24 protein-coding genes are annotated in these 25,782 nt (G+C 67.1%); 16 read left to right on the top strand and 8 right to left on the bottom strand.

Features of this window, described 5'->3' with window-relative positions; translation table 11 throughout:
- Positions 1-60: 60 nt before the first annotated feature.
- Positions 61-1,665, bottom strand: a complete 1,605-nt coding sequence (locus A6I89_RS22380) for an ABC transporter substrate-binding protein (RefSeq protein WP_044991436.1) — start codon at positions 1,663-1,665, stop codon at positions 61-63.
- 527 nt (positions 1,666-2,192) lie between these two features.
- Between A6I89_RS22380 and A6I89_RS22375 the strand changes: the two genes are divergently transcribed.
- The 8 genes from A6I89_RS22375 (at position 2,193) to A6I89_RS22340 (ending at position 12,042) form a co-directional block, all read left to right on the top strand.
- Entirely contained in the window at positions 2,193-2,903 is a 711-nt protein-coding gene (locus A6I89_RS22375; protein ID WP_013417369.1) for a GntR family transcriptional regulator, read from the top strand.
- A gap of 213 nt (positions 2,904-3,116) precedes the next feature.
- Positions 3,117-4,706 (top strand): amidohydrolase, encoded by a 1,590-nt coding sequence (locus A6I89_RS22370; RefSeq protein WP_233283196.1) that lies wholly within the window; start codon positions 3,117-3,119, stop codon positions 4,704-4,706.
- Between the two features lie 32 nt (positions 4,707-4,738).
- The gene (locus A6I89_RS22365; RefSeq protein ID WP_022598196.1) at positions 4,739-6,352 is read left to right on the top strand and encodes an ABC transporter substrate-binding protein; all 1,614 of its coding nucleotides are present in this window, start codon (positions 4,739-4,741) and stop codon (positions 6,350-6,352) included.
- Positions 6,353-6,416: 64 nt separating this feature from the next.
- A complete protein-coding gene (locus A6I89_RS22360) occupies positions 6,417-7,370 on the top strand; it encodes an ABC transporter permease (protein WP_005517283.1) in 954 nt (317 codons plus the stop codon).
- A complete protein-coding gene (locus A6I89_RS22355; RefSeq protein WP_022598195.1) occupies positions 7,363-8,469 on the top strand; it encodes an ABC transporter permease in 1,107 nt (368 codons plus the stop codon). The genes A6I89_RS22360 and A6I89_RS22355 overlap by 8 nt, the downstream gene beginning before the upstream one ends.
- Positions 8,466-9,533, top strand: a complete 1,068-nt coding sequence (locus A6I89_RS22350) for an ABC transporter ATP-binding protein (RefSeq protein ID WP_005517286.1) — start codon at positions 8,466-8,468, stop codon at positions 9,531-9,533. Before A6I89_RS22355 ends, A6I89_RS22350 begins: the two co-directional genes overlap by 4 nt.
- The gene (locus A6I89_RS22345; RefSeq protein ID WP_044991435.1) at positions 9,533-10,522 is read left to right on the top strand and encodes an ABC transporter ATP-binding protein; all 990 of its coding nucleotides are present in this window, start codon (positions 9,533-9,535) and stop codon (positions 10,520-10,522) included. Before A6I89_RS22350 ends, A6I89_RS22345 begins: the two co-directional genes overlap by 1 nt.
- A gap of 95 nt (positions 10,523-10,617) precedes the next feature.
- Positions 10,618-12,042 carry an amidase gene (locus A6I89_RS22340; RefSeq protein ID WP_022598193.1) on the top strand — a complete coding sequence of 475 codons (1,425 nt, stop codon included), beginning with the start codon at positions 10,618-10,620 and terminating at the stop codon, positions 12,040-12,042.
- A 7-nt stretch (positions 12,043-12,049) separates the two neighbouring features.
- On the opposite strand, the gene A6I89_RS22335 is transcribed toward A6I89_RS22340, so the two are convergent.
- Positions 12,050-13,501 carry an MFS transporter gene (locus A6I89_RS22335; protein WP_022598192.1) on the bottom strand — a complete coding sequence of 484 codons (1,452 nt, stop codon included), beginning with the start codon at positions 13,499-13,501 and terminating at the stop codon, positions 12,050-12,052.
- A 126-nt stretch (positions 13,502-13,627) separates the two neighbouring features.
- Between A6I89_RS22335 and A6I89_RS22330 the strand changes: the two genes are divergently transcribed.
- Complete coding sequence (locus A6I89_RS22330) at positions 13,628-14,140, top strand: WKL family lipoprotein (RefSeq protein WP_022598191.1); 513 nt, start codon at positions 13,628-13,630, stop codon at positions 14,138-14,140.
- Here A6I89_RS22330 and A6I89_RS22325 read toward each other — a convergent pair.
- Together A6I89_RS22325 and glnT are read right to left on the bottom strand one after the other, a co-directional pair.
- Positions 14,103-15,131 carry an alpha/beta fold hydrolase gene (locus A6I89_RS22325; RefSeq protein WP_005517294.1) on the bottom strand — a complete coding sequence of 343 codons (1,029 nt, stop codon included), beginning with the start codon at positions 15,129-15,131 and terminating at the stop codon, positions 14,103-14,105. The genes A6I89_RS22330 and A6I89_RS22325 overlap by 38 nt on opposite strands.
- Position 15,132: 1 nt before the next feature.
- A complete protein-coding gene (gene glnT / locus A6I89_RS22320) occupies positions 15,133-16,494 on the bottom strand; it encodes a type III glutamate--ammonia ligase (protein ID WP_022598190.1) in 1,362 nt (453 codons plus the stop codon).
- 125 nt (positions 16,495-16,619) lie between these two features.
- On the opposite strand from glnT, the gene A6I89_RS22315 reads away from it, so the two are divergent.
- The 7 genes from A6I89_RS22315 (at position 16,620) to A6I89_RS24995 (ending at position 22,245) form a co-directional block, all read left to right on the top strand.
- Positions 16,620-17,291: a TetR/AcrR family transcriptional regulator gene (locus tag A6I89_RS22315; protein ID WP_044991468.1), complete on the top strand. Its 672-nt coding sequence runs from the start codon at positions 16,620-16,622 to the stop codon at positions 17,289-17,291.
- A gap of 122 nt (positions 17,292-17,413) precedes the next feature.
- The gene (locus A6I89_RS22310; RefSeq protein WP_022598188.1) at positions 17,414-18,754 is read left to right on the top strand and encodes an ammonium transporter; all 1,341 of its coding nucleotides are present in this window, start codon (positions 17,414-17,416) and stop codon (positions 18,752-18,754) included.
- A gap of 72 nt (positions 18,755-18,826) precedes the next feature.
- Positions 18,827-19,615, top strand: coding sequence for an RsiV family protein (locus A6I89_RS22305; protein WP_022598186.1), 789 nt, complete (start codon positions 18,827-18,829; stop codon positions 19,613-19,615).
- Between the two features lie 132 nt (positions 19,616-19,747).
- On the top strand, positions 19,748-20,905 hold the full coding sequence (locus A6I89_RS22300) for a 3-ketosteroid-9-alpha-monooxygenase, oxygenase component (RefSeq protein ID WP_022598184.1): 1,158 nt from the start codon (positions 19,748-19,750) through the stop codon (positions 20,903-20,905).
- A 2-nt stretch (positions 20,906-20,907) separates the two neighbouring features.
- Positions 20,908-21,126, top strand: a complete 219-nt coding sequence (locus A6I89_RS22295) for a hypothetical protein (protein WP_022598182.1) — start codon at positions 20,908-20,910, stop codon at positions 21,124-21,126.
- 87 nt (positions 21,127-21,213) lie between these two features.
- Entirely contained in the window at positions 21,214-21,888 is a 675-nt protein-coding gene (locus A6I89_RS22290) for a hypothetical protein (protein WP_022598180.1), read from the top strand.
- A gap of 222 nt (positions 21,889-22,110) precedes the next feature.
- On the top strand, positions 22,111-22,245 hold the full coding sequence (locus tag A6I89_RS24995) for a hypothetical protein (protein ID WP_005517304.1): 135 nt from the start codon (positions 22,111-22,113) through the stop codon (positions 22,243-22,245).
- 146 nt (positions 22,246-22,391) lie between these two features.
- On the opposite strand, the gene A6I89_RS22285 is transcribed toward A6I89_RS24995, so the two are convergent.
- The 4 genes from A6I89_RS22285 to A6I89_RS22275 form a co-directional block, all read right to left on the bottom strand.
- On the bottom strand, positions 22,392-23,240 hold the full coding sequence (locus A6I89_RS22285) for a 3-hydroxybutyryl-CoA dehydrogenase (RefSeq protein WP_013417355.1): 849 nt from the start codon (positions 23,238-23,240) through the stop codon (positions 22,392-22,394).
- Between the two features lie 162 nt (positions 23,241-23,402).
- On the bottom strand, positions 23,403-23,537 hold the full coding sequence (locus A6I89_RS24990; RefSeq protein ID WP_005517306.1) for a hypothetical protein: 135 nt from the start codon (positions 23,535-23,537) through the stop codon (positions 23,403-23,405).
- 166 nt (positions 23,538-23,703) lie between these two features.
- The gene (locus A6I89_RS22280; protein ID WP_005517308.1) at positions 23,704-24,861 is read right to left on the bottom strand and encodes an acyl-CoA dehydrogenase; all 1,158 of its coding nucleotides are present in this window, start codon (positions 24,859-24,861) and stop codon (positions 23,704-23,706) included.
- A gap of 159 nt (positions 24,862-25,020) precedes the next feature.
- Positions 25,021-25,746 (bottom strand): TetR family transcriptional regulator, encoded by a 726-nt coding sequence (locus A6I89_RS22275; protein WP_022598177.1) that lies wholly within the window; start codon positions 25,744-25,746, stop codon positions 25,021-25,023.
- Positions 25,747-25,782 lie beyond the last annotated feature (36 nt).

Genomic DNA, 25,782 nt, shown 5'->3' with positions numbered 1-25,782 from the left:
CCCCCCGCCACTCGTGGGAGTGGCGGGGGCATCCCCGTTCCGTCGCGGGCTGTGCCGCGATCAGCTCTTCTTGAATGCCTTGTCGAACAGAATGATTCCGTCGACGGTCGGGTTGGCGCGGTACACGTCGGGTGACCAGGCGACGTAGTTGACGCCGGCGCCCCACGAGAGGAACGGCTGATCGGTGTTCACCAGGTTCTGGATGTCGACGATCGCCTCCCGCTTGGCGGTCTCGTCCGGAGCCGAAAGGACCTTGCCGAGCAGGGCGTCCATCTCCGGGCTCTTGTAGCCGAGGATGTTGTTGGTCGAGGTGCTCGACAGCGAGCTGAAGAGCCGGATCTCGGGAGCAACGTCCGCAATGCTGTACGCGCCGAAGCTCATGTCGTAGTTGCGATCGATGTACAGGCGCTTGACCATGTCGGTGATGCTGCTGGTGTACTCGAGCGCGACATCGAAGCCGATCGAGTTCATCTGCGCCTGCACCGCGAGTGCGAGCTGCTGTGCGTCGGGATCGTTGACGCCGACGTAGGTGATCTTGCCGTTGAAGCCGTCGGCCTTCGCCTGGTCGAGGAGTTCCTTGGCCTTGGCGGCGTCGGGGGTGATGCCGTTGACGTTGCCGTACCACTCGGACCACGGCTGGAACATGTCGGTGCCGGGCATGCCCTCGCCGGCGCGCACGCGCTGGTTGAGGACCTCGGGATCGATCGAGTACGCGATCGCCTGGCGGACGCGGGGATCGGCGGCGGGGCGGCCGGGAGCGTTGTTGAGCTGTCCCACCATCGACATGCTCGTGGTGTCGACGTAGCCCGGGAACTCGGCCTTCGCCGCGTTCACGGTCTGCGCGTTGCGCAGGTAGGCCGCGTCGATGCCGCCGGACTTCAGCGCGTCCACCTTGGGCTGCTCACCTGCGATCCCCACGAACTTCAGGCCGTCGAGGTTCGGCGCGCCACCCCAGTAGTCGGGGTTCGCCTTCAGCTGCAGCTCCTGCTGCGGCTGGAGACTGACGAGCGTGAACGGACCCGCACCGATCGGGGTGAACTTGTCGCCCTGCTGTGCGGTGGGCGAGACGATCATGCCGTGACCGTAGGCGAGCATCGCGGGGAAGGTGCGCCACGGCTGCTTCAGGGTGAAGACCACAGTGGACGGATCCTGCGCGACATTGCTCGCGACCATCTGCGTGTAAACCTGTGAGTTGGCGCCACGTCGCTGGTTGTAGCGGTCGATGCTCGCGACGACGGCCGCGGCGTCCATCGGGGTGCCGTCGCTGAACTTGACGTTGTCGCGGAGCTTCAGCGTCCACGTCAGGAAGTCGGGGCTCTCCTCGAACGACTTCGCCAGCTGCGGCTCGAAGCTCCGGGACTGCGAGTCGTATCGCATCAGAACGTCGTAGACGGCAGCCATCTCGGTGCCACCGGTGGCACCGGCAGGCTGAGTCGCTGCCGGATCGAGGTTCGTGACGGGTGCGTAGGACGCGAAGCTCAGCGTTCCGCCCGACACGGGCGTGCCGCCGTCGCCCTGGTCGCCCAGGATGCCGTACGCCGTCGTCGTTGCGCCGGATCCGCTGCTGGAGTCGGAGCTCTCCGACGACGCGCAGCCGGCAAGCGCGACCGCGCCGACGACCGTGACGGCCATCGTTCGGGCGAGCCTTCTCGAATACTTCTTCATGTACCAACCTCCACGGTCGGGGTCGACGCCTGCCAGTCGGTACGAGCCGGATGGCCCGCCCGGATGATCGATGGGATCTCTGAGTCGACGGGGCTGGTTGCCCGGTCGAAGAGGACGATCGCACCGGAATTCGGTGCAGTCGGGGTCGTTGCAGAAACGGACTCTAGCCGCCCTGCGGTGCGTCCACAAGGAATCGGGCGAACTGGTGATTCCGCAGCGTTGCACCGGTATTCGTTAGCAAAGGGGAGCGATTCGGGCGGGGCTCCGCGGGTGGCTCCGCAGACCCGCGGACCCGACCGAAATGAATTTCACCGAAACTCTTGTGGAACCAAGATAGGTGTCCTAGATTGTCCGGAACACAGCTTTGTATAGACAAAGTTCTCGTCCCGGTCGCGGATGCCTTCCGCTGCCCGTGGTGAGGACTTCGGCGACCGACAACGGCCGGCGTGATACGGGAGGGACCTCTCGATGTACCTTGTGGTTCGCGCGTTATCCGTGTCGTGGGACGGGCGGAGAGCCTCTGTTCCGTGACCGACCCGCAGCACGTGCTGCTCGCGCAGGATCTGATCTCTCGGATCCAGTCGGGAGAGTTCGCGGTGGGGGACAAGCTTCCCACCGAACTCGAACTGTGTCAGACCCGATCCCTCGCCCGGGGCACGGTGCGGCAGGCGCTCAAGCATCTGGAAGATGCGGGAATGATCAGCCGGCGCCGTGGCGCCGGGACCACGGTCGAGTCGCCGGAACCGGTCGTGGGGCACCAGGCCTTCGTGACGAGCAGTCTCGGCATGCTCGCGTTCGTGGAGCGCACGCGGATTACCGACCCGTCGTCGGAAATCATTGTCGCGGAAAGCAACTTGGCGAAACGTGTCGGTGTTCCGGTCGGTTCCGAGTGGTATCGGGTGTCAGGGCCACGCGTGGTTCGGGGGTCGGTGATGCCGCCGTTCTGCTGGAGTGAGGTGTACCTGAGATCGGATCTGCCGCATCGCCGAATGGTGCTGACGGGAAGGTTCGGCATCGCAAATCTGGTGCGTCAGCGCATCGAGCAGGTCGTCACCGGCACGCTTCTCGCATCCGATCTGGCGGATGCGCTGGATGCGGAGAAGGGAAGTGCCGCACTGGTTGTCACGCATCGGCACGTCGATGCGAACGGTGCACTCGAGGCTGTCGGCATTCACACGCACCCGGCGGAGCGGTACCGCATCGTGACGTCGGTGGGTGCGCACCTGTCGACCGACTGACGCCGTCGGATGCCGCTCCGTCCGGGTGGCGGGGAGCCTCGGAAAGCTACTGGAGAGTAGCCCCGACCCGGATAATGACATGAATTCTATTGTGCGCTAGCCTCTTCAAAACGCTATGTGATCCACATCTCACGAGGGAGTCGAACGTTGGACCGGAGTGCGACGACCAGGGATGTCGAGGTCATCGACCGCATCCACGTGAGGGGCGTCGTAGTGCCGGCTCCGGGCGCACCGGCTGCCACCGCTTTCGCGGTGTCGGGCGGGAAGTTCGTGGCCGTCGGGTCGGACGAGGACATCCGCGCGCTGGCCGGACCGACCACCGAGGTGATCGACCTGGGCGGCCGCACCGTCGTGCCCGGCTTCATCGAAACCCATGTGCACCCGCACATGTCGGGGATGAACAGTGTGAACGTCGATGCCGGATCGGACGCGTGCCCCGACATCGGGTCGCTGATCGACGCACTGGCGGCGCGCGCGGCCGAGACTCCCGCAGGGCAGCCCGTCTCCGCGTCGGGGTTCGACGACAGCCTGGTCGCCGAGGACCGTGGACTCACCGCGGCCGACCTCGACCGTGCCAGCGTCGACCATCCCATCGTGGTGCGGCACCTGTCCGGTCACGGGCTGTACGTGAACTCCTTCGTGCTGCGGAGCAAGGGAATCGACCGGGACACGGCAGAACCGGAGGGCGGCGTCGTCGTCCGGAATCCTGCCGGCGAGCCGACCGGCGAGTTCCGGGAGATTCCCGCGATGCGCCTGGTCGTGAGTCCGGAGGACTCGATGCCCACGGGTGAGGAACTGGACGAGGGACTGCGCCGAGCGCTGGCCCGGATGGCCTCGGTCGGCGTCACGACTTTCCACGACATGTTCGTCACCCCCGTGGTGATCGACTCCTACCGGCGGCTGCTCGACCGGGGGGAGTTGCCGCTCCGGGCCCGGTTGTACGCGGGGTTCGGAACACTGGAGGGCTTCACGGTCGGCGACGACTCCGACGCCGATGCCCACGACCATCTCGAGATCGGTGGCGTGAAGCTGATCTCGGACGGGTCGATCCAGTTGCACACAGGGGCACTCACCGAGCCCTACCACGATCTCGGCGGTTGCCACTGCGGTGAAATGGCGATCCCGCCCACAGATCTGGACGAGATGGTGCGCCGCTGCCACGAGGCAGGACGACAGGTCGCCATCCACACCAACGGCGACCGTGCCATCGATCTCGCGCTCGACGCGATCGAGAAGGCACTCGCTGCCGCGGGCGGAACTCCGCTACCGGGCGGACTGCAGCATCGGCTCGAGCACGTTCAGGCTCTTCGTGACGACCAGATCCGACGGATGCGCGATCTCGGTGTGTCGGCGTCGGTGTTCGTCAATCACGTCTACTACTGGGGAGATCGGCATCGCGATCGGTTCCTCGGGCCGGAGCGGGGGAGCCGGATCAGCCCCCTCGCGTCGATCAGTTCGGCACAGGTTCCGTTCGCGCTGCACTGCGACAGCCCGGTCACCCCGGTGAATCCGCTGTTCACCATGCACACCGCGGTCAATCGCGTCACGCGAGGCGGCGAGGTCCTCGGTCCCGAGGAACGCATCGACGCCGCGACTGCGCTGGCCGGCTACACGACATCCGCGGCCTGCCTCGGCGGTGAGTCCGAGGTCAAGGGAGCAATCGCCCCCGGGCGGTTCGCCGATTTCGTCGTGCTGGACGGCGATCCGACCGGGGTCGAACCGTCGGCGATCAAGGACATCACGGTCCTCGCGACCGTGGTCGCGGGTCGTGTCGTGTACACCACCGATCCCGCATTTTCCTAGTGGCGTTTCGAGTTCGACGGAAGTAGGTACGAATGACGCGATCCTCGTTGGCTCGGGCCGGGACTCTCCTGACCGCGCTCACCGCCACTGCAGTTCTGCTGGCCGGTTGCGCCGTTGGTGGGTCGGGTGCGGCGACCGACGCCTCCGACGTGACGACCGGTCTCGTGGGCGAGCAGTCCGACGGCGGTGACCCGGTTTCGGGCGGCACGCTGTCGTACGCGACGTACAACGGTGTGAGCAGTCTCGATCCGGCCGATCGGCAGGACGGCGGCGCCACCGGCGGCAGCGAGATGGCGGCGATCTACGACCTGCTGATGCGCTACGACCCCGAGACCAAGGAGTATCAGCCGCAACTGGCGCAGTCGCTGACGCCGAACGGGGACAACACCGTCTGGACCCTCGCGCTGCGTCCCGGTGTGACGTTCAGCGACGGGACTCCGGTGGATGCGGCGGCGGTGCGATGGAGCATCGGCCACTACCTGGACAAGAAGGCGACGCACTCGCAGGTGTGGAAGGCGACGGTCGCAGACATCCAGTCCCCGGACCCGTCGACCGTCGTCTTCACGCTGAAGCAGCCGTGGAACGAGTTCCCGATCATGTTCACGACCGGGCCGGGCATGATCGTGGCCCCGTCCTCGATGGCCACGGGCACGTTCACCCCGATCGGCGCCGGTCCCTTCACGGTCGAGAAGTTCGCGTCGCAGGACGAGTTGGTTCTCGCTGCCCGGCCGGACTACTGGGACGGTGAGCCGCACCTGGCGAAGCTCCGGTTCCCCGCGATCGTCAGCGAGCAGGGCAAGCTCGACGCCCTGCACACCGGCGGCGTCCAGGCGGCCTACCTCCGTGGCGCGGAGGTCGTTCACAATGCCCTCGAGGCGGGCGACGTGGGTTACGTCTACACCGTCAACATGGGCGGTGTCGGAAACATCAATCAGCGTGAGGGGCGGGCCGCGTCGGACGAACGGGTCCGGAAGGCCATCGTCGCCGGCTTCGACCCGGAAACGTTCAACCAGCGTGTCGAGGGCGGCCACGGCATGCCGGGCAGTGACATGTTCCAGGACTGGTCGCGGTGGCACGGCAGCGTTGCCGGTAGTGGCTACGACCCGGAGGCCGCGAAGAAGTATCTCGCCGAGGCGAAGGCCGACGGGTACGACGGCAAGCTCACCTACGTCGGGTTGAACGATCCCGCCACCCAGAGCAGCGCGCTCGCTTTCCAATCGATGCTCCAGGCCGTCGGTTTCACCGTCGACATCGTCTACACGACGAGCATCAACGATCTGGTGAAGCGCATGTATGCGCAACACGACTACGACATCGGCTACGCCGGATTCAACATCCTGGACGAGTCGCCCTTCGTTCGCCTGTACGGCAATCTCTACAGTGAATCGTCGTCGAACGTCCTGGGCTACGCGAACCCGACCATGGACGATCTGCTCGGCAAACTGCAGACGGCTCCTACGGACGAGGATCGCCTCGCGGTGGTCGAGGACATCCAGACGGTCGTCAACGAGACGAACCCGATGCTCGTGGTCAACAGTGGCAAGTACTTCATCCCGTGGAGTAAGAACTCGCACGGCATCACACCCAGCGCCGATGGCATCATGCTGTTCGGAAATGCCTGGCTCTCTTCCGAATCCGCATCATAGTGCCGGATCGGCGATCACAATCGGATTGGTATGCCCATGAACACAGGAAGGAGGCGATGAGCCGATGACGAGAACCGTGATCGACAAGGTGATCGAGCTTATCGTCGTGCTCTTCGTCGTCAGTCTCGGCACGTTCGCACTCGTTTCGCTCATTCCGGGTGATCCGTCCGTCGCGATGCTCGGTGAGGGACGTTCGCCGGAGGAGTACGCACAAGCTCGTGCGGACATGGGGCTGAACGACCCCTTCTTCACGCGGTACTGGGATTGGTTGTCGGGTGCGCTGCAGGGCGATCTCGGTAATTCGATGGTGCCGCCCCAGGGCCCGGTGACCGACAGCATCAGTGCCGCACTGCCGGTGAGTATCCAGTTGGCGGTGATGGGTCTGTTCATCGCGATCGTGGTGGCGGTGCCGCTGGCGATGTACTCGGCGCGTCATCAGGGTGGGTGGATCGATCGCGCTATCAGCGCCTGCACGTTCGGTGTGCTGTCGATCCCGTCCTTCCTGTCGGGTCTGTTGCTGATCATGGTGATGGTCAACTATCTGGGATGGTTCCCACGGTCGCAGTGGGTTCGGGTCTCGGAAGGACTGGGGCAGAACCTGTATCACGCGATCCTGCCGGCGATCACGATCAGCCTGCTCGAGATGGCGATGTTCATCCGCATTCTGCGCAGCGACCTGGTGATGACGCTCAAGGAGAACTTCATCCTGGTCGCCAAGGCGAAGGGTATGTCCAACGCGCGGTTGCTGTTCAGCGACGCGCTGCGGCCGTCGTCGTTCTCGCTCATCACGATGCTGGGCATCGTGCTCGGCTCGATGATCGGTAGCACCGTCATCGTCGAGACGCTGTTCTCCCTTCCGGGTATGGGCTCACTGATCGTGCGTGCGGCGCAGCAGGGCGACATGCCGATGGTGCAGGGAGCGGTCCTGGTGATCGCCGTCATCTACGTGGTCGCCAACGGTGTCATCGACATCTCCTACGGATACCTCGACCCAAGGAGCCGACGAGCCCATGTCTGAGACCAAGATGGACGATATCGACATGCCGGCGTTCACCGGCCGGGTGCTCGACGACGCGGGCGCCGAGGAGCTGGCGAACGCGAAGGATCTGGCGGAGCGCCGCAATCTGTATCGGATCGGCACGATCCTGACCGTCGTGGGCGTCGTCTGCGCGGCGTTGGGTGTGCTGCCGGTCCTGGTGATGGGCGCGCGGGTGGCGGTCTTCGTGGTCGGCCTGATCGCCCTGTACATGGGTGTACGTCGACTGGGTCTGGCCCGCTTCGGTTCCGACTTCGACCTGACGTTCATCCTGTCGTGTGCGTGGCTGACGGTGCTGATCGTCGCCGCGATCGCGGCCCCGTTGCTGCCGCTCGCCGAGCACGAGGACACCACCAAGACGCTCAGCGCGAAGAGTTACGCGTCGCCGAGCTTGTTCTCGTCGCATCCGCTGGGCACCAACAACTTCGGGCTGGACATGCTGGCGCGCTCGATCTACGGCGCCCGGTCGTCGCTCATCGTGGCGGTCGCCGCGGTCGCGATCGGCATCCTGGTGGGCGGCGCGATCGGCATCCTCGCCGGCTACTTCGGCGGATGGGTCGACCGGGTCGTGGGCATCCTCACCAACTCGCTGCTCGCCGTACCGGCACTGATCCTGCTGATCGCGCTCGCGTCCGTCCTGCAGCCGAACCTGCGGAACGTCTCGTTCGCGCTCGCGGTGTTGGCCATACCATCCATGGTGCGTATCGCCAGAGCGAACACATTGGTGTTCTCCCAACGCGAATTCGTCCTGGCGGCACGAGCGATGGGCGCCACACGATGGCGGGTGATGCTGCGGGAGATCGCGCCGAACGTGGCGCTGCCGCTGCTGTCGCTCGGCATGGTGATGATCTCGGTGATGATCGTCGCCGAGGCGTCGCTGAGCTTCCTCGGCCTCGGCATCCAGCCACCGTCGCCCACGTGGGGAAACATGATCTCCGAGGGCCAGGGCAACGTCTTCGAGCAGCACCCGTACATCGTCCTGGTGCCCGGCGTGTTCCTGTTCCTGACGGTGTTCTCGTTCAACATGGTCGGTGAGAAGGCCCAGAAGAAGACCGGTGGGACCCGGGAGGTGAAACTGTGAGTAGCAACGAACCCATCCTGACGGTGGACGGCGTGTCCACCAGGTTCCGCACCAAGCGTGGACAGTTGCGTGCGGTCGAGCAGGTGTCCCTCGAACTCGACGCCGGCGAGACCCTCGGCCTCGTCGGTGAGTCCGGTTCCGGCAAATCCGTTCTGGGGCAGACCATCATGGGTCTGGTCTCGAACGGCGGCAACACCACCGTCACCGGCACCGTGAACTTCATGGGCCGCGACATGCAGGGACTGACCCGCAAGGAACAGCAGCAGATGTGGGGCAACGACATCGCGATGGTCTTCCAGGACCCGATGTCGGCGCTCAATCCGTTCAAGCGGATCGGTACCCACCTCACCGAGTCGTTGCGCGCCCACCTCGGCCTGGACAAGGCCGCGGCGCGGGAGCGGGCGATCGAACTGCTGCGCAAGGTGCGTATTCCCGAGCCGACGCGGCGGATCGACCAGTACCCGCACGAGCTGTCCGGCGGTATGCGTCAGCGTGTGGTGATCGCGATGGCGCTCGCGTGCGATCCCAAGCTCACCATCGCGGACGAGCCGACCACGGCGCTCGACGTCACCGTGCAGAAGCAGATCCTCGAGCTTCTCGACTCGCTGCGCACCGAGATGGGCATGGCCGGCATCCTCGTCAGTCACGACCTCGGCGTCGTTGCCGGGCAGACGGATCGGGTCGCGGTCATGTACGCGGGACGGATCGTAGAGACGGCGCCGACCCGGCAGTTGTTCGCCAGCCCCCGGCACCCGTACACCGAGGCGCTGCTCGCCGCGGTTCCCCGCCTCGAGCAGGAACCGCACACCCGGCTCGAGTCGATCGACGGTGGACTGCCGGACATGACGAAGCCGCCCACGGGCTGTTCGTTCGCGTCTCGGTGCAAGTACGCCCAGGCCAAGTGCCGGGAGGTCGTGCCGACGCTGACGGCATCCGCGGACACCGCCGGTGCTCGCCACCCGCACGAGGTGGCGTGCCATTTCCCGCTGGACGGTGTGGCCGACCTCGGGATGCCCGCCGCCGCGGGCACAGAAGTTCGCGAGCTGGAAGTGGAGACCATCTGATGGCCGGAAGTGGAGTTGCGCACCTGCGCAGGGACGAGGGGCCCGTGCTCGCGGTCGAGAACCTCGTCGTGGAGTTCCCGGCGGGCCGCGGCCAGACGGTGCACGCCGTGTCCGATATCAGTTTCGATCTGCTGCCCGGTGAAACCCTCGGCATCGTCGGCGAATCCGGTTGCGGCAAGTCCACTGCCGGACGCGCCGTGCTGCAGCTGCCGGCACCGAAGTCGGGCAGCGTGGAGATCGACGGAATCGAGCTGACCACGCTCAGTCCGTCTGCGCTGCGCAAGATCCGGGCGCAGATGCAGATGATCATGCAGGACCCGATCTCGTCGCTCAATCCGCGCCGCAAGGTCAAGCACCTGGTGACCGAGGGCCCGCGCATGTGGGGACAGCGGAACAAGGAACGCCTCGACCAGCTGGGCCGGGAACTGCTCCAGGCGGTCGGCCTCGACCCGGACATGGTGTGGGACCGGCTCCCGGGGGAGCTGTCCGGCGGTCAGTGCCAGCGCGTGTGCATCGCCCGCGCGATGATGCTCAAGCCGAAGGTGCTCATCTGCGACGAGCCGGTGTCGAGTCTGGACGTGTCGGTCCAGGCGCAGATCCTCAACCTGCTCGAACAGACGAAGACCGAGTTCGAGCTCACGATGATCTTCATCGCGCACAACATGGCGGTGGTCAAGAACATCAGCGACCGGGTGATGGTCATGTACCTGGGCAAGGTGTGCGAGATCGCGCCGAGCCACAACATGGAGAAGCGGGCTCAGCACCCGTACTCGCAGTTGCTGCTCGCGTCGATTCCCGACCCGGACGTGCTCCGCGGCGAGGCCGACGCCACACCGCAGATCGAGGGCGACCTGCCTTCGCCGCTCAATCCGCCGTCGGGCTGCCGGTTCCGTACCCGCTGCCCGTTGGCCACCGATCGGTGCGCGGCCGAGGAGCCCCAGCTCCGGGAAGTCGCTCCCGACCACTTCGTGGCCTGCCACAACGTCTGACACACATATCTCCCGCGTTTTGCGCACTTATCGCTGAAATTCCGGTGCCCGGAGCGCGATAAGTGCGCAAAACGCGGGGAGCGGGAGGGACAGGTATGTCGATCGAGAGTTTGTTCGACGGTCAGGACATGACCGGGCTGGCCGCTTCGATCCGAGACGGTGACGTGTCGGCTCGCGAGGTGGTCGAGTTCGCGCTGCACCGGATCGCGGAGCGCAACCCCGCCGTCAACGCGGTGGTTGCCGAGCGGGCCGAGGAAGCACTCGCCGAGGTGGACGCCGGGCTTCCGGACGGACCGCTGCGGGGAATCCCCTTTCTGATCAAGGATCTTCACGCCGACGTCGCGGGGCTTCCGACGTCCAACGGCTCCCGGCTGTTCGCGGGTCGGGTCGCGAACGCGGACACGGAACTGGTGTCGCGCTACCGGCGGGCCGGGCTCGTGGTCATCGGCAAGACGAACACCCCGGAGTTCGGCCAGAACGCGAGCACCGAGCCCGTGCTGTTCGGTCCGACGCGCAACCCGCGCCGGCTCACCCACAGCGTCGGCGGCTCGTCCGGTGGCGCGGGCGCGGCCGTCGCGGTCGGTATCGCCCCGGCCGCGCACGCCAGCGACGGCGGTGGTTCGATCCGGATTCCGGCGTCCGCCAACGGCCTGGTGGGACTCAAGCCGTCCCGCGGCCGGATGCCGTCCGGTGCTCCGCTGTCCGGTCCGTTGTCGGTGGAACACGCTGTCACCAAGAGTGTTCGGGACACCGCGCTGCTGCTCGATCTCACGTCGGGCCCGGCAGTGGGCGCACCGTTCGGGATCGCGCCGCCCGTTCGCCCGTACGTCGACGAGGTGGGTGCCGATCCGGGCAAGCTTCGCATCGGCATCACCACGACGATGCCGGGCGGGGATCCGGTCCACCCGGATTGCGCGGCGGTCGCATCCGACGTCGGAGTGATGCTCGAGAAGCTGGGACATCACGTCGAGACGGCCGCGCCGACGTTCCATCCCGAGGCGCTCGGGGCCGCGATGCAGTACCTGATGTCGGCGCCGATGGCCGTCGAGATCGACCAGCGGCTCGCCGAACTGGGCCGGGAACTGCGCGACGACGACCTCGAGACGATGGCGCGCGTCCAGTACGACCGGTGCAAGTCGCAATCCGTCACCGACCTGGCCGCCGCCTATGCGGCACTCGAGCTCACCGGGCGCGAGATCGGCCGGTATTTCACCGAGTACGACCTGCTGCTGAGCCCGACGCTGTGCCGGCCGACGCCGGAACTGGGCGTGCTCGATGCAATGGATCTCGAGGCCATGTGGCAGCACGCCGGCGCCTACGGCGCGCTGACGTCACCGTTCAACAGTGGTGGACAGCCGGCGATTTCGCTTCCGCTGGGCAAGGATTCGACGGGTCTGCCGCTCGGTGCCCAGCTGGTGGCCGCGCACGGGCGCGAGGACCTGCTGATCCGCGTCGCGGCGCAGCTCGAGGCCGCGCACCCGTGGAGCACGGCTCCGGTGTGGCCCGCGGTGGCGGGCTGACCGCGAGTCAGTTCGTAGGAGGTTGGACGGCGGGCGCGGTGACGTCGCAGTGCGGTTGGCACGCGACGGACTCGCCCGCCGTTTCCTCTGCCGCGGCCTTGCGGGGGATCATCACCGCGGAGAGCACCGCGCCGATCAGGAGTAACCCGGCACAGATGAGCATCGCCACGCGGAAGCCCGACGCGAATGCCGCAGGGTCGGCGAGGGCGTCCGCGCCGATTCCGGCGAGCGCGGGAAGCGCAGCCACCGCGAGCAGCTGGCTGGTGCGAGCGACGGCGTTGTTGACGCCCGACGCAATCCCGGCCTGATCCGACGACACCGAACCGAGCACGGCCGCGGTGAGGGGTGCGACGAGCGCCGACAATCCCAGTCCGAACACCAGCACCGCGGGCAGCACCTGCGTCGGGTACGACGCGCCGGGCCCGATACGGAGCATCAACAGCAGGCCGCCGGCGCCGAGCAGCGGTCCGACGGTCATCGGGGTGCGGGGGCCGTGGATCTGCGCCCAGCGCCCGGCCCGCGACGACAGCAGCAGCATCAGGATCGTGATCGGCAGCGACGCGACGCCGGCGGCCAGCGGCGAGTAGCCGGACACGATCTGCAACTGCAGGAGCAGCAGGAAGAAGACACCGCCGAGCGCCGCGTACACGGCGAGGGTCACCAGGTTGGCGGCGACGAACACGCGGGAGGCGAACAACGATCCCGGCACCAGCGCGTACCGGGAGCGCCTCTCGACCACGACGAACGCGGCCATGAGGACGAGCCCGGCGATCACCGCCCACACGGCCGTCTCGATCAGCCCGTACGTGAGGGCGCCCAACGCGAGCGCGGCGAGTGCAGAACCGAGAACGTCCAGGCGTTCGGGCGGGTGCGGGTCCCGGGTCTCGGGCACGTGCCGCGCCGAGACCCACACGACGGCCACGGCGAGCGGCAGGTTGATCAGGAACACCGAGCGCCAGCCCGCGACCTCCACGAGCCAGCCGCCGAGCAGGGGGCCGACGGCTGCGGCCACCCCACCCAGCCCGGACCACAACCCGATCGCGGCACCCTGGTCCTCCTCGTCGAACGACGCCGAGATGATCGCGAGACTCCCCGGGGTGAGCAGTGCGGCGCCGACACCCTGCAGCAGACGTGCCGCCACGAGGATCGTGACATTCGGTGCGAGCGCGCACAGAGCGGACGCGCCCGCGAACCAGACTGTGCCCCAGACGAATACTCGTCGCCGTCCCACCCGATCGCCGAGGGCCCCACCGAACAGGATCAGGGACGCCAGCGTCAGCGTGTAACCGCTGAGGACCCACTGCAGGCCGGCGACCTCGGCGCCGAGATCCTCACCGATCCGGGGCAGCGCGACGTTCACGACGGTGCCGTCGAGCATTGCCAGAGACGAGCCGAGAACGGTGGCCGCCACGACCCACCGTCCCCGCGGCGATTTCAGTTGGAGCGCCGGAGCGGTCATCTCTTCGATGGTAAGGGCGCTGCGCGCCCGTGCGCCTTTTCGGTGGTGCCCGCTACCAAAAAGGCGCACGGGTGCGGAGCGCCTCTACCGTTGCGCACTCGAGGGAAACCGGGCGAATGGAGCGAGATGATGTCGATGCGTGGTGGGGCGAAGCGGAGTCCGAAGGTGCTTGCGGCGGCGATCCTGTGCGGTGCGGCACTCGCGACGGCAGCGTGCTCCGAGCCGGCGGAGCCTGGGGACCCTGCACCGTCGCCTCCGCCGTCGTCCACGACCGTGACACCGCAGCTTGTCGCTGCGCCGACACCCGCCGAACTGAACGCGAACCTGGCGCGCGCCTTCGACGAGACGGTCCCCGCGGCGGAGAAGGTCACGCTGGTCCAGGGCACGCAGGCCGATCCGCAGTTGATCGAGCAGGTAGTCGAGGCGGCGAAGGTCAACAAGGCGTCCGCGCAGGTCACCGACGTCACCGACCTCGGTGACGGCACGGTCGCGGCGACCGTCGTCATGGCACTCGACGGTCAGCCCGCACCCGAGAGCGTCATGACCTTCGTCGCCGAGGACGGTGTGTGGAAGCTGTCGAAGGACAACGCATGCGGCATCGTCAGTGTCGCGGGGCTGTCGTCTCCGGCGTGTGCGTGAGCGGGGCATCGGTCAGCAGTTCCCGCGCGGCGGCGGCGATCGCGTCGGTCTCGGCCTGCCGGATTCCGGGGCGCCCCGCGATGTGTCCGAGTTCGGAGTCGATGGGTCGCAACTCGGCGCCGGGTACCAGCGCGGCCTCGCGGGCGGCGTCGGCGAGAGTGAAGTAGGCGTCGGTGGTACCGGGCATGACGATGGTTCGTGCGCCGATCGATCCGAGTGCGGCGTCGAAGCCGCCCGCGTGCCCTCGGCCGACGTCTGCGGTGCGCCACGTGTCGAGCATCGCCGTCAGGTCGTCGGCATCCATCGCAGCGTGGTCGTTCGCCCACCCGTCGAGCAGGTCGTCGATCGAGTCGTAGCCGACGTCCCGGTAGGAACCGCGGTCGAAGAAGTCCCGCGAGTACGCCCAGCCGGCGTACACCCGCCCGAACGCGCGCAGCCCGTCCACCGGAGGCCCCGTTCCCGACCGGTAGGCGGGATCGGCCGTGAGCGTCGAGGCGACGCCGTCGAGGAAGACTCGGTTGAAGTCCGAGCATCGCGCGGCGCCGCAGATCGGCAGGAGGCTGCGGACCATGGACGGATACCGTACGGCCCACTCGTAGCACTGCAGCGCGCCCATCGACCATCCCGCCGCGAGTGCGATACCCCGCACTCCCAGCGAATCCAACAGGGCGCGTTGTGCACGCACGTTGTCGGCGATCGTGAGTAGTGGAAAGATCCGGGGGAGAGGATGATTCGAAGGCGACGACGACAGTCCGTTGCCGAACATGTCGACCGCGACCACGAACCAGTCCCGTGGATCGAACATGCGGCCCGGTCCGATCCACGGTTCGTAACTGCGGTGCGTGCCGGTGTAGTAGCTGGGCAACAGGACACAGTTGGTGCCGTCCCGGTCGAGTGTCCCGTGGGTGCGGTAGGAGAGGTGCGCGCCGGGGAGGTCCACGCCGAATTCGGTCGTGAACCTCCCCAGCGAGAAGCTTCGTGCCACCGACATGTCAGAAGAACTTGAGGTAGCGGTCGGTCTCCCACGACGAGATGTGCGACTGGTACGACTCCCATTCCTCGGTCTTGTAGTCGATGAAGGCCTGGTACAGCGCGTCCCCGAACACTTCCCGGGACAGACTGTCGGCCCGGAACTCGTCGATCGCCTCGCCGAGCGAGCGGGGAAGCAGGGACACGCCCATCTCGGCGATCTCGGTGTCGTTGTAGCGGTACATGTTCTCGGTGCGGGGGGCGCCCGGGTCGAGACCCTCGCGCACGCCCTCGAGACCGGCGGCCAACACCATTGCCGCGCCCAGGTACGGGTTGCAGCTGATGTCGGCGGCGCGGCACTCGACGCGGCCGCCGGCGAGCGGCACGCGCAGCGAGTTGGTCCGATTGTTGTTGCCGTAGCTGACGAAGACCGGCGCCCACGTGGAGCCCGACATGCTGCCCTTGCGGACCAGGCGCTTGTAGCTGTTGACGGTGGGCGCAATGACGGCGGTGATCGCCGGCAGGTGTCGCAGGACGCCCGCGATGAACTGGTAGCCGAGCGGTGAGATGCCCACGCCGCGGGGGTCGTCGTCGGTCCGGAACAGATTCGCGCCGGTCTCGAGATCGGCGAGCGACATGTTGAAGTGGGCACCCGAGCCGGTGCGGTCCGCGAAAGGCTTGGGCATGAACGACGCGAAATGTCCGTGCTTGCGTGCGATTTCGTTGGCCATGACGCGGAAGAAGACGAAACGGTCGGCCATGGTGAGTGCGTCGGTGTACGCGAAGTCGACCTCGAACTGGCCTCGCGCATCCTCGTGGTCGAACGAGTAGACGTCCCAACCGAGTTCGTTCATGGCCTGGACGAGTTCGCCCAGCCAGCCCATGTTGTCGAGGGTGGTCGCCACGTTGTAGCAGGGCTTGCTGAGGTTGTCGCGGTCGCTGACCTCGGTGGTTCCGGCGGGAGAGTCCTTCAGGACGAAGAACTCGGTCTCGATGCCCAGGTTGAATCCGTATCCGAGGTCGGCGGCCGCGGCGAGCTGCCGCTGGAGGATGTCGCGGGACGAGGCCTCGAACGGCTGTCCTGCCGTGTGCAGGCTGCTCGGGAAGTAGGCGTACTCGCGGTTCCACGGCAGCTGGAACCACCGGGTGAGGTCGGGGCGGGCGGACAGCTCCTCGTCACTGATGTCCTGTGGCAGTCCGTCCAGCGCGGCGCCGGTGAACAGTTCCGATCCGCCCATCATGTTGTCGAGGTGGTCGATCGGAACGAACTTGCCCTTCGAATTGCCGTGCATGTCGACGAAACTGGCGATCGCGTACCGGACTCCGGCCGCCCGCAGCTGCTGCTTCACCGCTTCGACGTCGAGCTTGGGTTCGGTGGTGGTCATGGGTCCTCCTCGGGGCGTCCACTTATTTCGATGGCCTATCGAAACTGTGCGGGGGCGTCGTGTCGTAGGGGTGTCCCCACTGTTGCCGCTTGGTAAATCGTGGATCCGTGTCGGACGATCTCCCCATGGGTAATGACGGGGTGGGGCAACGAGTCGGGCGCCCTCGGCGCAGCGGGGTGCAGGGCGAGTCGCCGCGTGAGGAGATCGTGAGCGCCGCCGCGCGACTGTTCGCCGCGGCCGGGTACGCGCAGACCTCGGTCAGTGCGATCGCGCGGGAAGCCGGATTGGGGCAGTCCTCCCTGTACTACTGGTTCGCGAACAAGGAAGCGATCCTGCAGGCGCTGATCGACAAGAATCGCGAATCCCTCGAGACCGCCCGCGAACTCGTGGATGCCACGGATTCGCCGGCGCATCGTCTCTACCGGATCGTGTACGTCGACGTCGTCCAGATGTGCTCGGCCCCATTGGACTTCTACGAGCTCGAGCGCGTGGCGCGCGCGCAACCGGAGGCGTTCGACGAGTTCTTCTCCGATTACCGCGAGCTCGAACGGCTGATCGCGCGGGTGATCCGGCAGGGGGTCGCTGCGGGGGAGTTCCGTGACGTCGACGCGCCGGCGACGACGACGGCGGCTCTCGCGCTCAGCGAGGGGCTCCAGTACCGGTTCCGGCAGGGCGAGCAGGACGTTCGGCGGATGCGCGAGTTGGCACACCTGTCCGCGTCGACGACCGTCGCCGCCCTGGTGCGGGACCGGCGGCGCGTCCGAAGTGCCCGCGCGGCGGCGGAAGGGTTGGATTAACCGAATCGACACATTTTCAATACAGCATCGAAAAGTGGCCGTCCGAAGGTTTCGATGACACATCGAAAACCTGCCGCCGGCGCACGTCGCCCGGGCGGCCCTCACCCGAGTGGGAGTACCGCATGGACAGCGGCAATACTGCGTGGCTTCTGACGGCCGTCCTGGCCGTCGCCCTGATGCTTCCCGGTCTCGTTCTCTTCTACGGCGGCATGGTCAGCCGTAGAACGACGATGAACATGATGCTGATGGTCTTCGTCTCCTTCTGCTTGACCGCATTCCTGTGGGTGGCCTTCGGGTATTCGATGGTCTTCGGGGACTCGGTGGGTGGCGCCGGACTCGTCGGCGATCCGTTGGAGTTCGCGGGCCTGGGCCAACTGCTCGAAGCGCCCGAAGACGGCGCCCTGCCGCCGCTCGGGTTGGCGGCGATCCACCTGTGCTTCGCGGGACTGACGATCGGAATCGTCGCCGGCGCGGTGGCCGACCGCATGAAGTTCGGTGCATGGATGATCTTCTCGGCGTTGTGGGTCACTCTCGTGTACTTCCCGGTCGCGCACTGGGTGTTCGCGTTCGACTCTGCCGACGGTGGCGTGCGGGGAGGGTGGATCGCCAACGCCCTCGAGGCCGTCGACTACGCGGGATCCACGGCCATCCACGTCAACTCGGGCGTCGCCGCCCTCGCGATGGCGATCGTCCTGGGCCGCCGCCGGACGTGGCCGGTGCAACCGAAGGCGCACAACCTGCCGGTCGTGCTCCTCGGTGTGGGCCTGTTGCTCACCGGGTGGCTCGGGTTCGACGGCAGTGCACTCGGCGCGGCCGACAACGACGCGGCGGTGGCCGTGTTCAACACGCTCGTCGCCGCCTGCGCGGGAGCCTGCGCGTGGCTCGTCGTCGAACGCCTCCGGGACGGCGCACCGACGACACTCGGCGCCTCCTCGGGCGCCATCGCTGCGCTGGTCGCCATCACGCCGTCCTGCGGTGCGGTTTCGCCTCTCGGCGCCCTCGCTGTCGGCGTCCTCGCCGGAATCGCTTGTTACTTCGCGGTTCTGCTGAAGTACCGGCTGCGTTTCGACGACGCCCTCGACGTGACCGCTCTCCATTTCGTCGGCGGTGTGGTCGGCGGTCTGCTGATCGGTTTCCTCGCCACGCCGACCGCCCCCAGCGGTGCCACCGGCCTGCTGTACGGCGGCAGCATCGAGTTGCTCGGACGCCAGGTCCTCGCGATCGCCGCGGTGTTCGCGTACACCTTCACCGTGACCTGGATCCTCGCGAAGGTGCTCGATCGCACGGTGGGGATCCGCGTCGACGACGAGACCGAGCGACGTGGCCTCGACATCGTCGTGCACGCCGAGAACGCGTACGAGGACACTTCCGAGCCGGCGCAGTCGCCGCGCGGTCATGCCGAACCCGCGTACACCCTGCAGACCGACGAGGGCGAGTCGGTAGCGGCACCCCGGATGCCGTGACGCCGAGCCTCTCGGCCGGGCCGGGTCGGCGCAGTCCTGCCGGCCCGGCCCGCGAGGAGCACAATGAGGCGAATGACGACTTCTCGCCTGCCTCGAACGATCGGGTTCGCTTTCGCCACGGCGATACTGACGACCGCCACTGCGTGTTCGACCGCGACGGACGGAAGCGCGCGAACGGACGCGGCACCGCAGCCGACGGCGTCGGCGGTCGCTCCTGCCTCGACGGCGACGTCGCCCCCGCCGGCGGAAAACGCCTACACCGCAACCACGGTGCATGTCACCGGCGACACCGGACGGGTCCGGTACGACGTCGTGGTCCCGCAGATCGAAGGCGGCGACCCCGCCGTGGCGGCAGAGTTCGACGAGTCGATGCGGGCGGCACTGCAGGACCAGATCGACGGGTGGCCGGGAGACCGGTTCACGCTCGAATCCACGGACCGTTCGGCGGTGGTGCACATCGGATCCCGGGTCGTCAGCGGGCTTCTGGTGACGTCGTGGAACGCCGACCCGCCCGGGGCCCATCCGACCCCGCTCGTCGCGACGGTGGTGATCGCCGACGATGCGCAGCCCGTCACGCTCGACCGGCTGTTCCCGGACCTCCGAGCCGGCCTGAACCGGCTGTCCGAGGAGTCTGCGGAGCTACTTCCCGCGACGGCTGCCGGACCCGACTTCCTGCGCGAAGGGATCGAGCCGAAGCGGGAGAACTTCGCGAACTGGGTGGCCACGCCGGCCGGCATGGAAATCCACTTCACGGACTACCAGGTCGGTCCGCACGCGATCGGGCTGATCGTGGTGACGGTGCCGTGGGACCGGCTGTCCGACGTCGTGGCACCGGACCTCGTCGGCGTGGTGTCGAGCTGAGGGCGTCACCGAACGAATGACCAGTCAACGGGAGGGCCTCTGGAACCGGGGCTGCGGCGTCGGGAGATTGGAGGTTCGAACGGAGCACCGGCACAGCCCGCCTGCGTGCACCGTGGGACGAAAGGACTGACCATGACCTCCGCGCATGCCGACGACGTCGACACCGACGAGATCCGCATCATCGACCAGGGCACGCCGCCGGCGCGCTTCGCCCGCGGCTGGCACTGCCTGGGGCTCGTCGACGGCTTCCGCGACGGCAAGCCGCACTCGGTGGAGGCGTTCGGCACCAAGCTGGTGGTGTTCGCCGACAGCAAGGGCGACGTCCAGGTCCTCGACGCCTACTGCCGGCACATGGGTGGCGACCTGAGCCAGGGCGAGATCAAGGGCGACTCGGTCGCGTGTCCGTTCCACGACTGGCGTTGGAACGGCAAGGGCCGCTGCACCGACATTCCCTACGCCCGGCGCGTTCCCCCGGTCGCGAAGACGCGTGCATGGCTGACGATGGAGCAGGACGAGCTGCTGTTCGTGTGGAACGACCCGGAGGGCAACCCGCCGCCGCCGGAGGTGACGATTCCCGCCATGCGCTCGACCGACGCCGAATGGACGGACTGGCAGTGGAAGTCGCTCGTCATCGACACCAACTGCCGTGAGATCGTCGACAACGTCGTGGACATGGCGCACTTCTTCTACGTGCACTACTCGTTCCCCACGTACTTCAAAAACGTCTTCGAGGGCCACGTCGCAATCCAGGAGCAGAAGGGCGTCGGCCGCGACGACGTCACCGAGTGGACCGATCCGGACGTGCCGCGCCTGGTCGGCAACACGTCCGTCGCCGCTTACCACGGCCCGTCGTTCATGATCGACGACCTGATCTACCACTACGACAAGTACGACGTCGAGTCCGTGCTCATCAACTGCCACTACCCGATCGCGCCGGACAAGTTCGTGCTGATGTACGGCATCTCGGTGAAGAAGACGGAGCAGGTTCCCGCCGAGATCGCGGATCAGTTGGTGGACGCGATGATCGGCTACATCGGGGTCGGCTTCGAGCAGGACATCGAGATCTGGAAGAACAAGACGCGCATCGAGAACCCGCTGCTCACCAATGAGGACGGACCGGTCTACCAGCTGCGTCGCTGGTACGAGCAGTTCTACGTGGACGTCGCGGACGTCACCACGGACATGGTGGACCGCTTCGAGTTCGAACTCGACACCACCAGGCCCGTCGAGGCGTGGAAGCGGGAAGTGGCCGACAATCTCGCCCGCCGCGCGGCCGCGGAACAGGTGTAGCGGTGGAACCGGTCGAGTGCGACCGCTGCGGCTGTCGGGTGCTGGTGGTCAAGAACAGCTGGCAGCACACGTCCGTGCAGTGGACTGCCGAGGCGCGGTCCACGTGCCAGGTGTTGGACGACGCCGCCGACCCGGTGTCGCGCGCTCGTAGTTGCCCGGCGATGCAGGAATCGATCGCACGGGCGGCCGTCGAGGGACGGATCGGCGTACTCGACGACTGAGCTCGCCGGCGCCGGTGGACGAGGTCCCCCGCACGTGCGGGGGACCTCGGTTACCATCGGGGCTCGGGATTCGCGCAGGAGGTTTCCGTGATCAAGGTGAACCAGGTGACCTCGCGTCTCGAGGCGGGCAAACTGCGCGGCGTCGACCTCGTCGGGATCTGCCTGGGCGATCCTGCGGAGACGGACAGGCGAGTGGTCGACGCGGGCACCTTCACCATGCTGCAAGACGTCGTCGGGCCGCGCACCTCGCTGTACGTCGACGCGTCGGCGGCGCACTCACCGCAGGACGTCGTCGATGCCGTCGAAGCGCTCCGGCCCACCTATTTCGAGTTCACGGCGGTCGATGCGGCCAAGGAGTCGGCGGCGGCCGAACAGTTGGACTTCCTGGAACGTCTGCCGGTTCCGAAGATCGCGAACGGCTTCTTCGTCCTGAAGGACGATGTGGGCCTGCTCGACAGCCGACTCCATCTGGACCGCCTCGTGGCCGCCGGTGTCGAGTACTTCCAGGTCGAGACCGACTCGCTGCTCGATCCGCGGTTCCGGATCTCCGCGCCCCATCGTGAGCGTCTCGCGGCTCTGTTCGCCGACTACCCGTGCCTCGTCGCGGACGTGTGCACGACGCCGCCGGTGCTCCCGGAGTTCGGTCAGGTGGGGACCTATTTCAACCTGGGAAACGGGCGTGTCCGTAACTACGACTACTCGGACCGGCAGACACCCCTCTCCGGAATTGTCCGGATCCTCCGTTCTCTGCCGGTCGGCTGACCCGATTCGACCGCTGCTGTTCGCCTGTTCGACACCCGACTGTTCCGGGATCGTTGCCGGGTCACATGAATATTGCTCACGGAGATTCGAGCAGGCCGGAGCGAAATCGACTGTCTCGCAGAATCTCTGTCCGGAACTCGCGGCTATCGTCGTGAGCACCGTGCAGCATCCCGGGACGCGCTACGAAGCGCGGACACACCATTCACACTGAGGAGTTTCGAAATGGGTTCTTCCGACGCAGATCTCGCGCTGATCAAGCAGATTCAGCCCGTCGTCAGCGGCATCGGCACCGTCGTCGGTGGCATCGGTGCGATCCTGGGCCTGATCGGCGCGCTGAACGCTCTGTTCCCCGCCTGATACGTCGCCTGACCGCGTTCGGCCCGCACCCCCGCCCGGGGTGCGGGCCGAACGTCGTCCATGCCCGGGCCCCCGCCCGGACCCGGGCATGGACGACGGTGCCCCACCGCCTCGGGAGGCGATGGGGCACCGAGAGATCCGTTGCGTTACTTGTAGCTGTAGAAGCCCTGGCCGGTCTTGCGACCCAGGTGTCCGGCGTCGACCTTGCGGCGGAGCAGGGCCGGGGGCGCGTAGTTCGGCTGCGCGAACTCGGCGTACAGCGACTCCGCTGCCGCGAGTGCGACGTCCAGGCCGACGGTGTCGAGCAGCGTCAGCGGGCCCATCGGGTAACCGCAGCCGCCCTTCATGGCCTCGTCGATGTCCTCGGCGGACGCGTAGCCCGACTCGAGCATGCGAACCGCGTCGCACAGGTACGGGATCAGCAGCGCGTTGACGATGAATCCGGCGCGGTCACCCGCACGAACGGCCTTCTTGCCCAGGGTGTCACGAGCGAACTCCGTCACGGCCGCGACGGTCTCCTCCGACGTGACGAGGCTGACGACGATCTCCACCAGCGGCATGACCGGCACCGGGTTGAAGAAGTGGACGCCGACGACCTGCGACGGGCGCTGCGTCGCGTTGGCGATCTTGATGACCGGGATCGACGACGTGTTGGTCGCGAGGATGCCGGACGGCTTGACGATCTTGTCGAGCTTGCCGAAGATCTCGAACTTGAGCGCCTCGATCTCCGGCGCGGCCTCGATCACCAGGTCGCGGTCGGCGAACTCCTCGATGTCGAGCGTCACGCGGACCCGGGAGATGGCGGCGTCCGCCTCCTCCTGGGAGATCTTGCCGCGGGCCACGCCCTTGCCGATCGAGTTCGCGATGCGGGCCTGAGCGGCGTCGGCGAACTCCTGCTTGGTCTCCAGGACCAGGACGTTGCTTCCGGCCTTGGCACACACCTCGGCGATGCCGGCACCCATAGTGCCGCCACCGATCACACCAACTAGCTCCACAGTCGAATCTCCACAGTCGTCTCGTGACCTCGCCGACGGGCGAGGCGCTGTCAGGGTCATTCTGCTATCAGGGTCATTCTGCTATCCGGCGCCGGACGTCCGTCACCCCGGCGCCGAAAGCTCGACGCCGGGGTGACGGAGATCGCGGATGCCGCCGAGCGGTCAGCTGCCGAGGCTGCCTGCGCCCAGGCCGCCACCGCCACCGCCACCGATGCCGCCTGGTCCCTGGCCACCCATGATGGCCATCAATTCGCCCAGGACGTCCACCAGTTCACCGAGAATGCTGATCGATCCCATGTCCACTCAACTCCCTGCGTCGGTCACGGTGCCGGCCCCCGAACGGCCTGCTTTCGAGCAGCTCCCGGTTCGAACCGTGCTGTCACCTACCGCGGCACCCGTGGGTGCCGTCCCCCATTGAACGCCGGAGCGTTCCAGCGGGGAACCGTCGCAGCAGAACTGTGCGTCACTTGAGCAGTGCGCGTGACATGACCAGTCGCTGAATCTGGTTGGTGCCCTCGTAGATCTGGGTGATCTTCGCATCTCGCATCATTCGCTCCACCGGGAAGTCGGTGGTGTAGCCGGCGCCACCGAACAGCTGGACCGCGTTGGTGGTGACCTCCATCGCGACGTCCGACGCCAGGCACTTCGCAGCGGCGGAGATGAAACCGAGGTTCTTCTCGCCACGCTCGGCGCGAGCGGCCGCGGTGTACACCATCAGGCGGGCCGACTCGATCTTCATCGCCATGTCGGCGAGCATGAACTGGGTGTTCTGGAAGTCCGCGATGGACTTGCCGAACTGCTTGCGGTCCTTGGTGTATGCGACGGCGGCATCGAACGCGCCCTGCGCGAGACCGAGCGCCTGAGCACCGATCGTCGGACGGGTGTGGTCGAGCGTCTCGAGGGCCGTCTTGAAGCCGGTGCCGGGCTCACCGATGATGCGGTCGCCCGGAATGCGGCAGTTCTCGAAGTACAACTCGGCGGTGGGGGAGCCCTTGATGCCGAGCTTGTGCTCGAGCGGTCCCACGACGAAGCCCTCGTCGTCCTTGTGCACCATGAACGCGGAGATGCCGTTGGCACCCTTGTCGGGGTCGGTCACGGCCATCACCGTGTACCACGTGGACTGACCGCCGTTGGTGATCCAGCACTTGGAACCGTTGAGGATCCACTCGTCGCCGTCCGCCTTCGCGCGGGTGCGCATGCTGGCCGCGTCGGATCCGGCCTCGCGCTCGGACAGGGCATACGACGCCATCGCACCCGCCGCGATCTCGGGCAGCACCTGCTTCTTGAGCTCCTCCGAGCCCTTGAGGATCAGACCCATCGTGCCCAGCTTGTTGACGGCCGGGATCAGCGAGGACGAACCACAGACGCGGGCGACCTCTTCGATCACGATGCACGCGGCTACCGAGTCGGCGCCCTGGCCGTCGTAGGCCTCGGGGACGTGGACGGCGTTGAATCCCGAGTTGACGAGCGCGTCCAGCGCCTCCTTCGGGAAGCGGGACTTCTCGTCCACCTCCTTCGCGTACGGCGCGATCTCCTTCTCGGACAGCGCGCGGATCGCGGCACGCAGTTCCTCGTGCTCCTCGTTCAGCTGGAAGAGGGGGAAATCGGGATTGCCGGACATAGGGACGCTCCTCGTCGTGCGTGCGGCCGCGGCGCCGAGTGTTCGGGCACTCAGTGCCAGGCCTGGTTGGGCTGGCTGTCCGTACCCCTCGGCATGTTCATGCCGATCGCGTACGTACGTCCACGAATACCCTTAGTCAAGCATGGCACTTAGTGCCAGTCAAGGATGCTGCGCCTCGAGTTGCCGGCGTACCTGCCGGGCCACCTCGTCGGCGGGCGTACCGGGTGGGTACGTCACCACCGTCACCGTCTCGCCGAGAGCGGAGGTGGCCGGGGCGCGCCTCGCGGCGGCCCCGGGCGCGAACTTGTCCCGGACCTCGGCGAGGGCGGCGCGCAGCGCCTCGGGCGTGGCGTGCTCGTCACCGCGGATCATGGCTCTGAGCAGGTAGTTGTGGCACGCAGTGACACTGGCCGTGAAGCCGATGACGGCGAGGGGCGGGGCGGAGGGGACGGCGGCCCGCAGGTAGTCGCTGAACACCCGCTCGTAGCGATAACCGGTGACCAATTCGCGGTCGCGCAGTGCGGGCACCCGCTGGACCACCTGATAGCGGCGCACCGAGAGTTCCCGGTTCTCGCGATACCGGTCGAAGACCAGGCGCGCGGCGTCGCAGACCGCCTCCCACGGGTCCGCCGTGGTGGCGGACAGGAACGCGGACGCCTGCGCGATCAGGGATTCGTGATCGGCGAAGATCACGTCCTCCTTCGACCGGAACTGCCGGAAGAACGTGCGCCGCGAGATGCCCGCCGCCGCGGCGATCTGCTCGACCGTGGTCGCCTCGTACCCGTGCTCGGCGAACAGGCGAATGGCCTGGGTCGCGACATGCACCCGGAAGTCCGCGGGGTCACCGGCTGTGTCGGGTCCCGTGCCCTCGACGCGCTCACTCATGAATGTCAGTATCCACACCACCCCTGACCAGCCGAT

Source organism: Prescottella equi (assembly GCF_002094305.1).
Taxonomy (GTDB): domain Bacteria; phylum Actinomycetota; class Actinomycetes; order Mycobacteriales; family Mycobacteriaceae; genus Prescottella; species Prescottella equi.
Note: the sequence above shows the minus strand (reverse complement) of the source record. Positions and strands in the feature narration are given on the sequence as shown.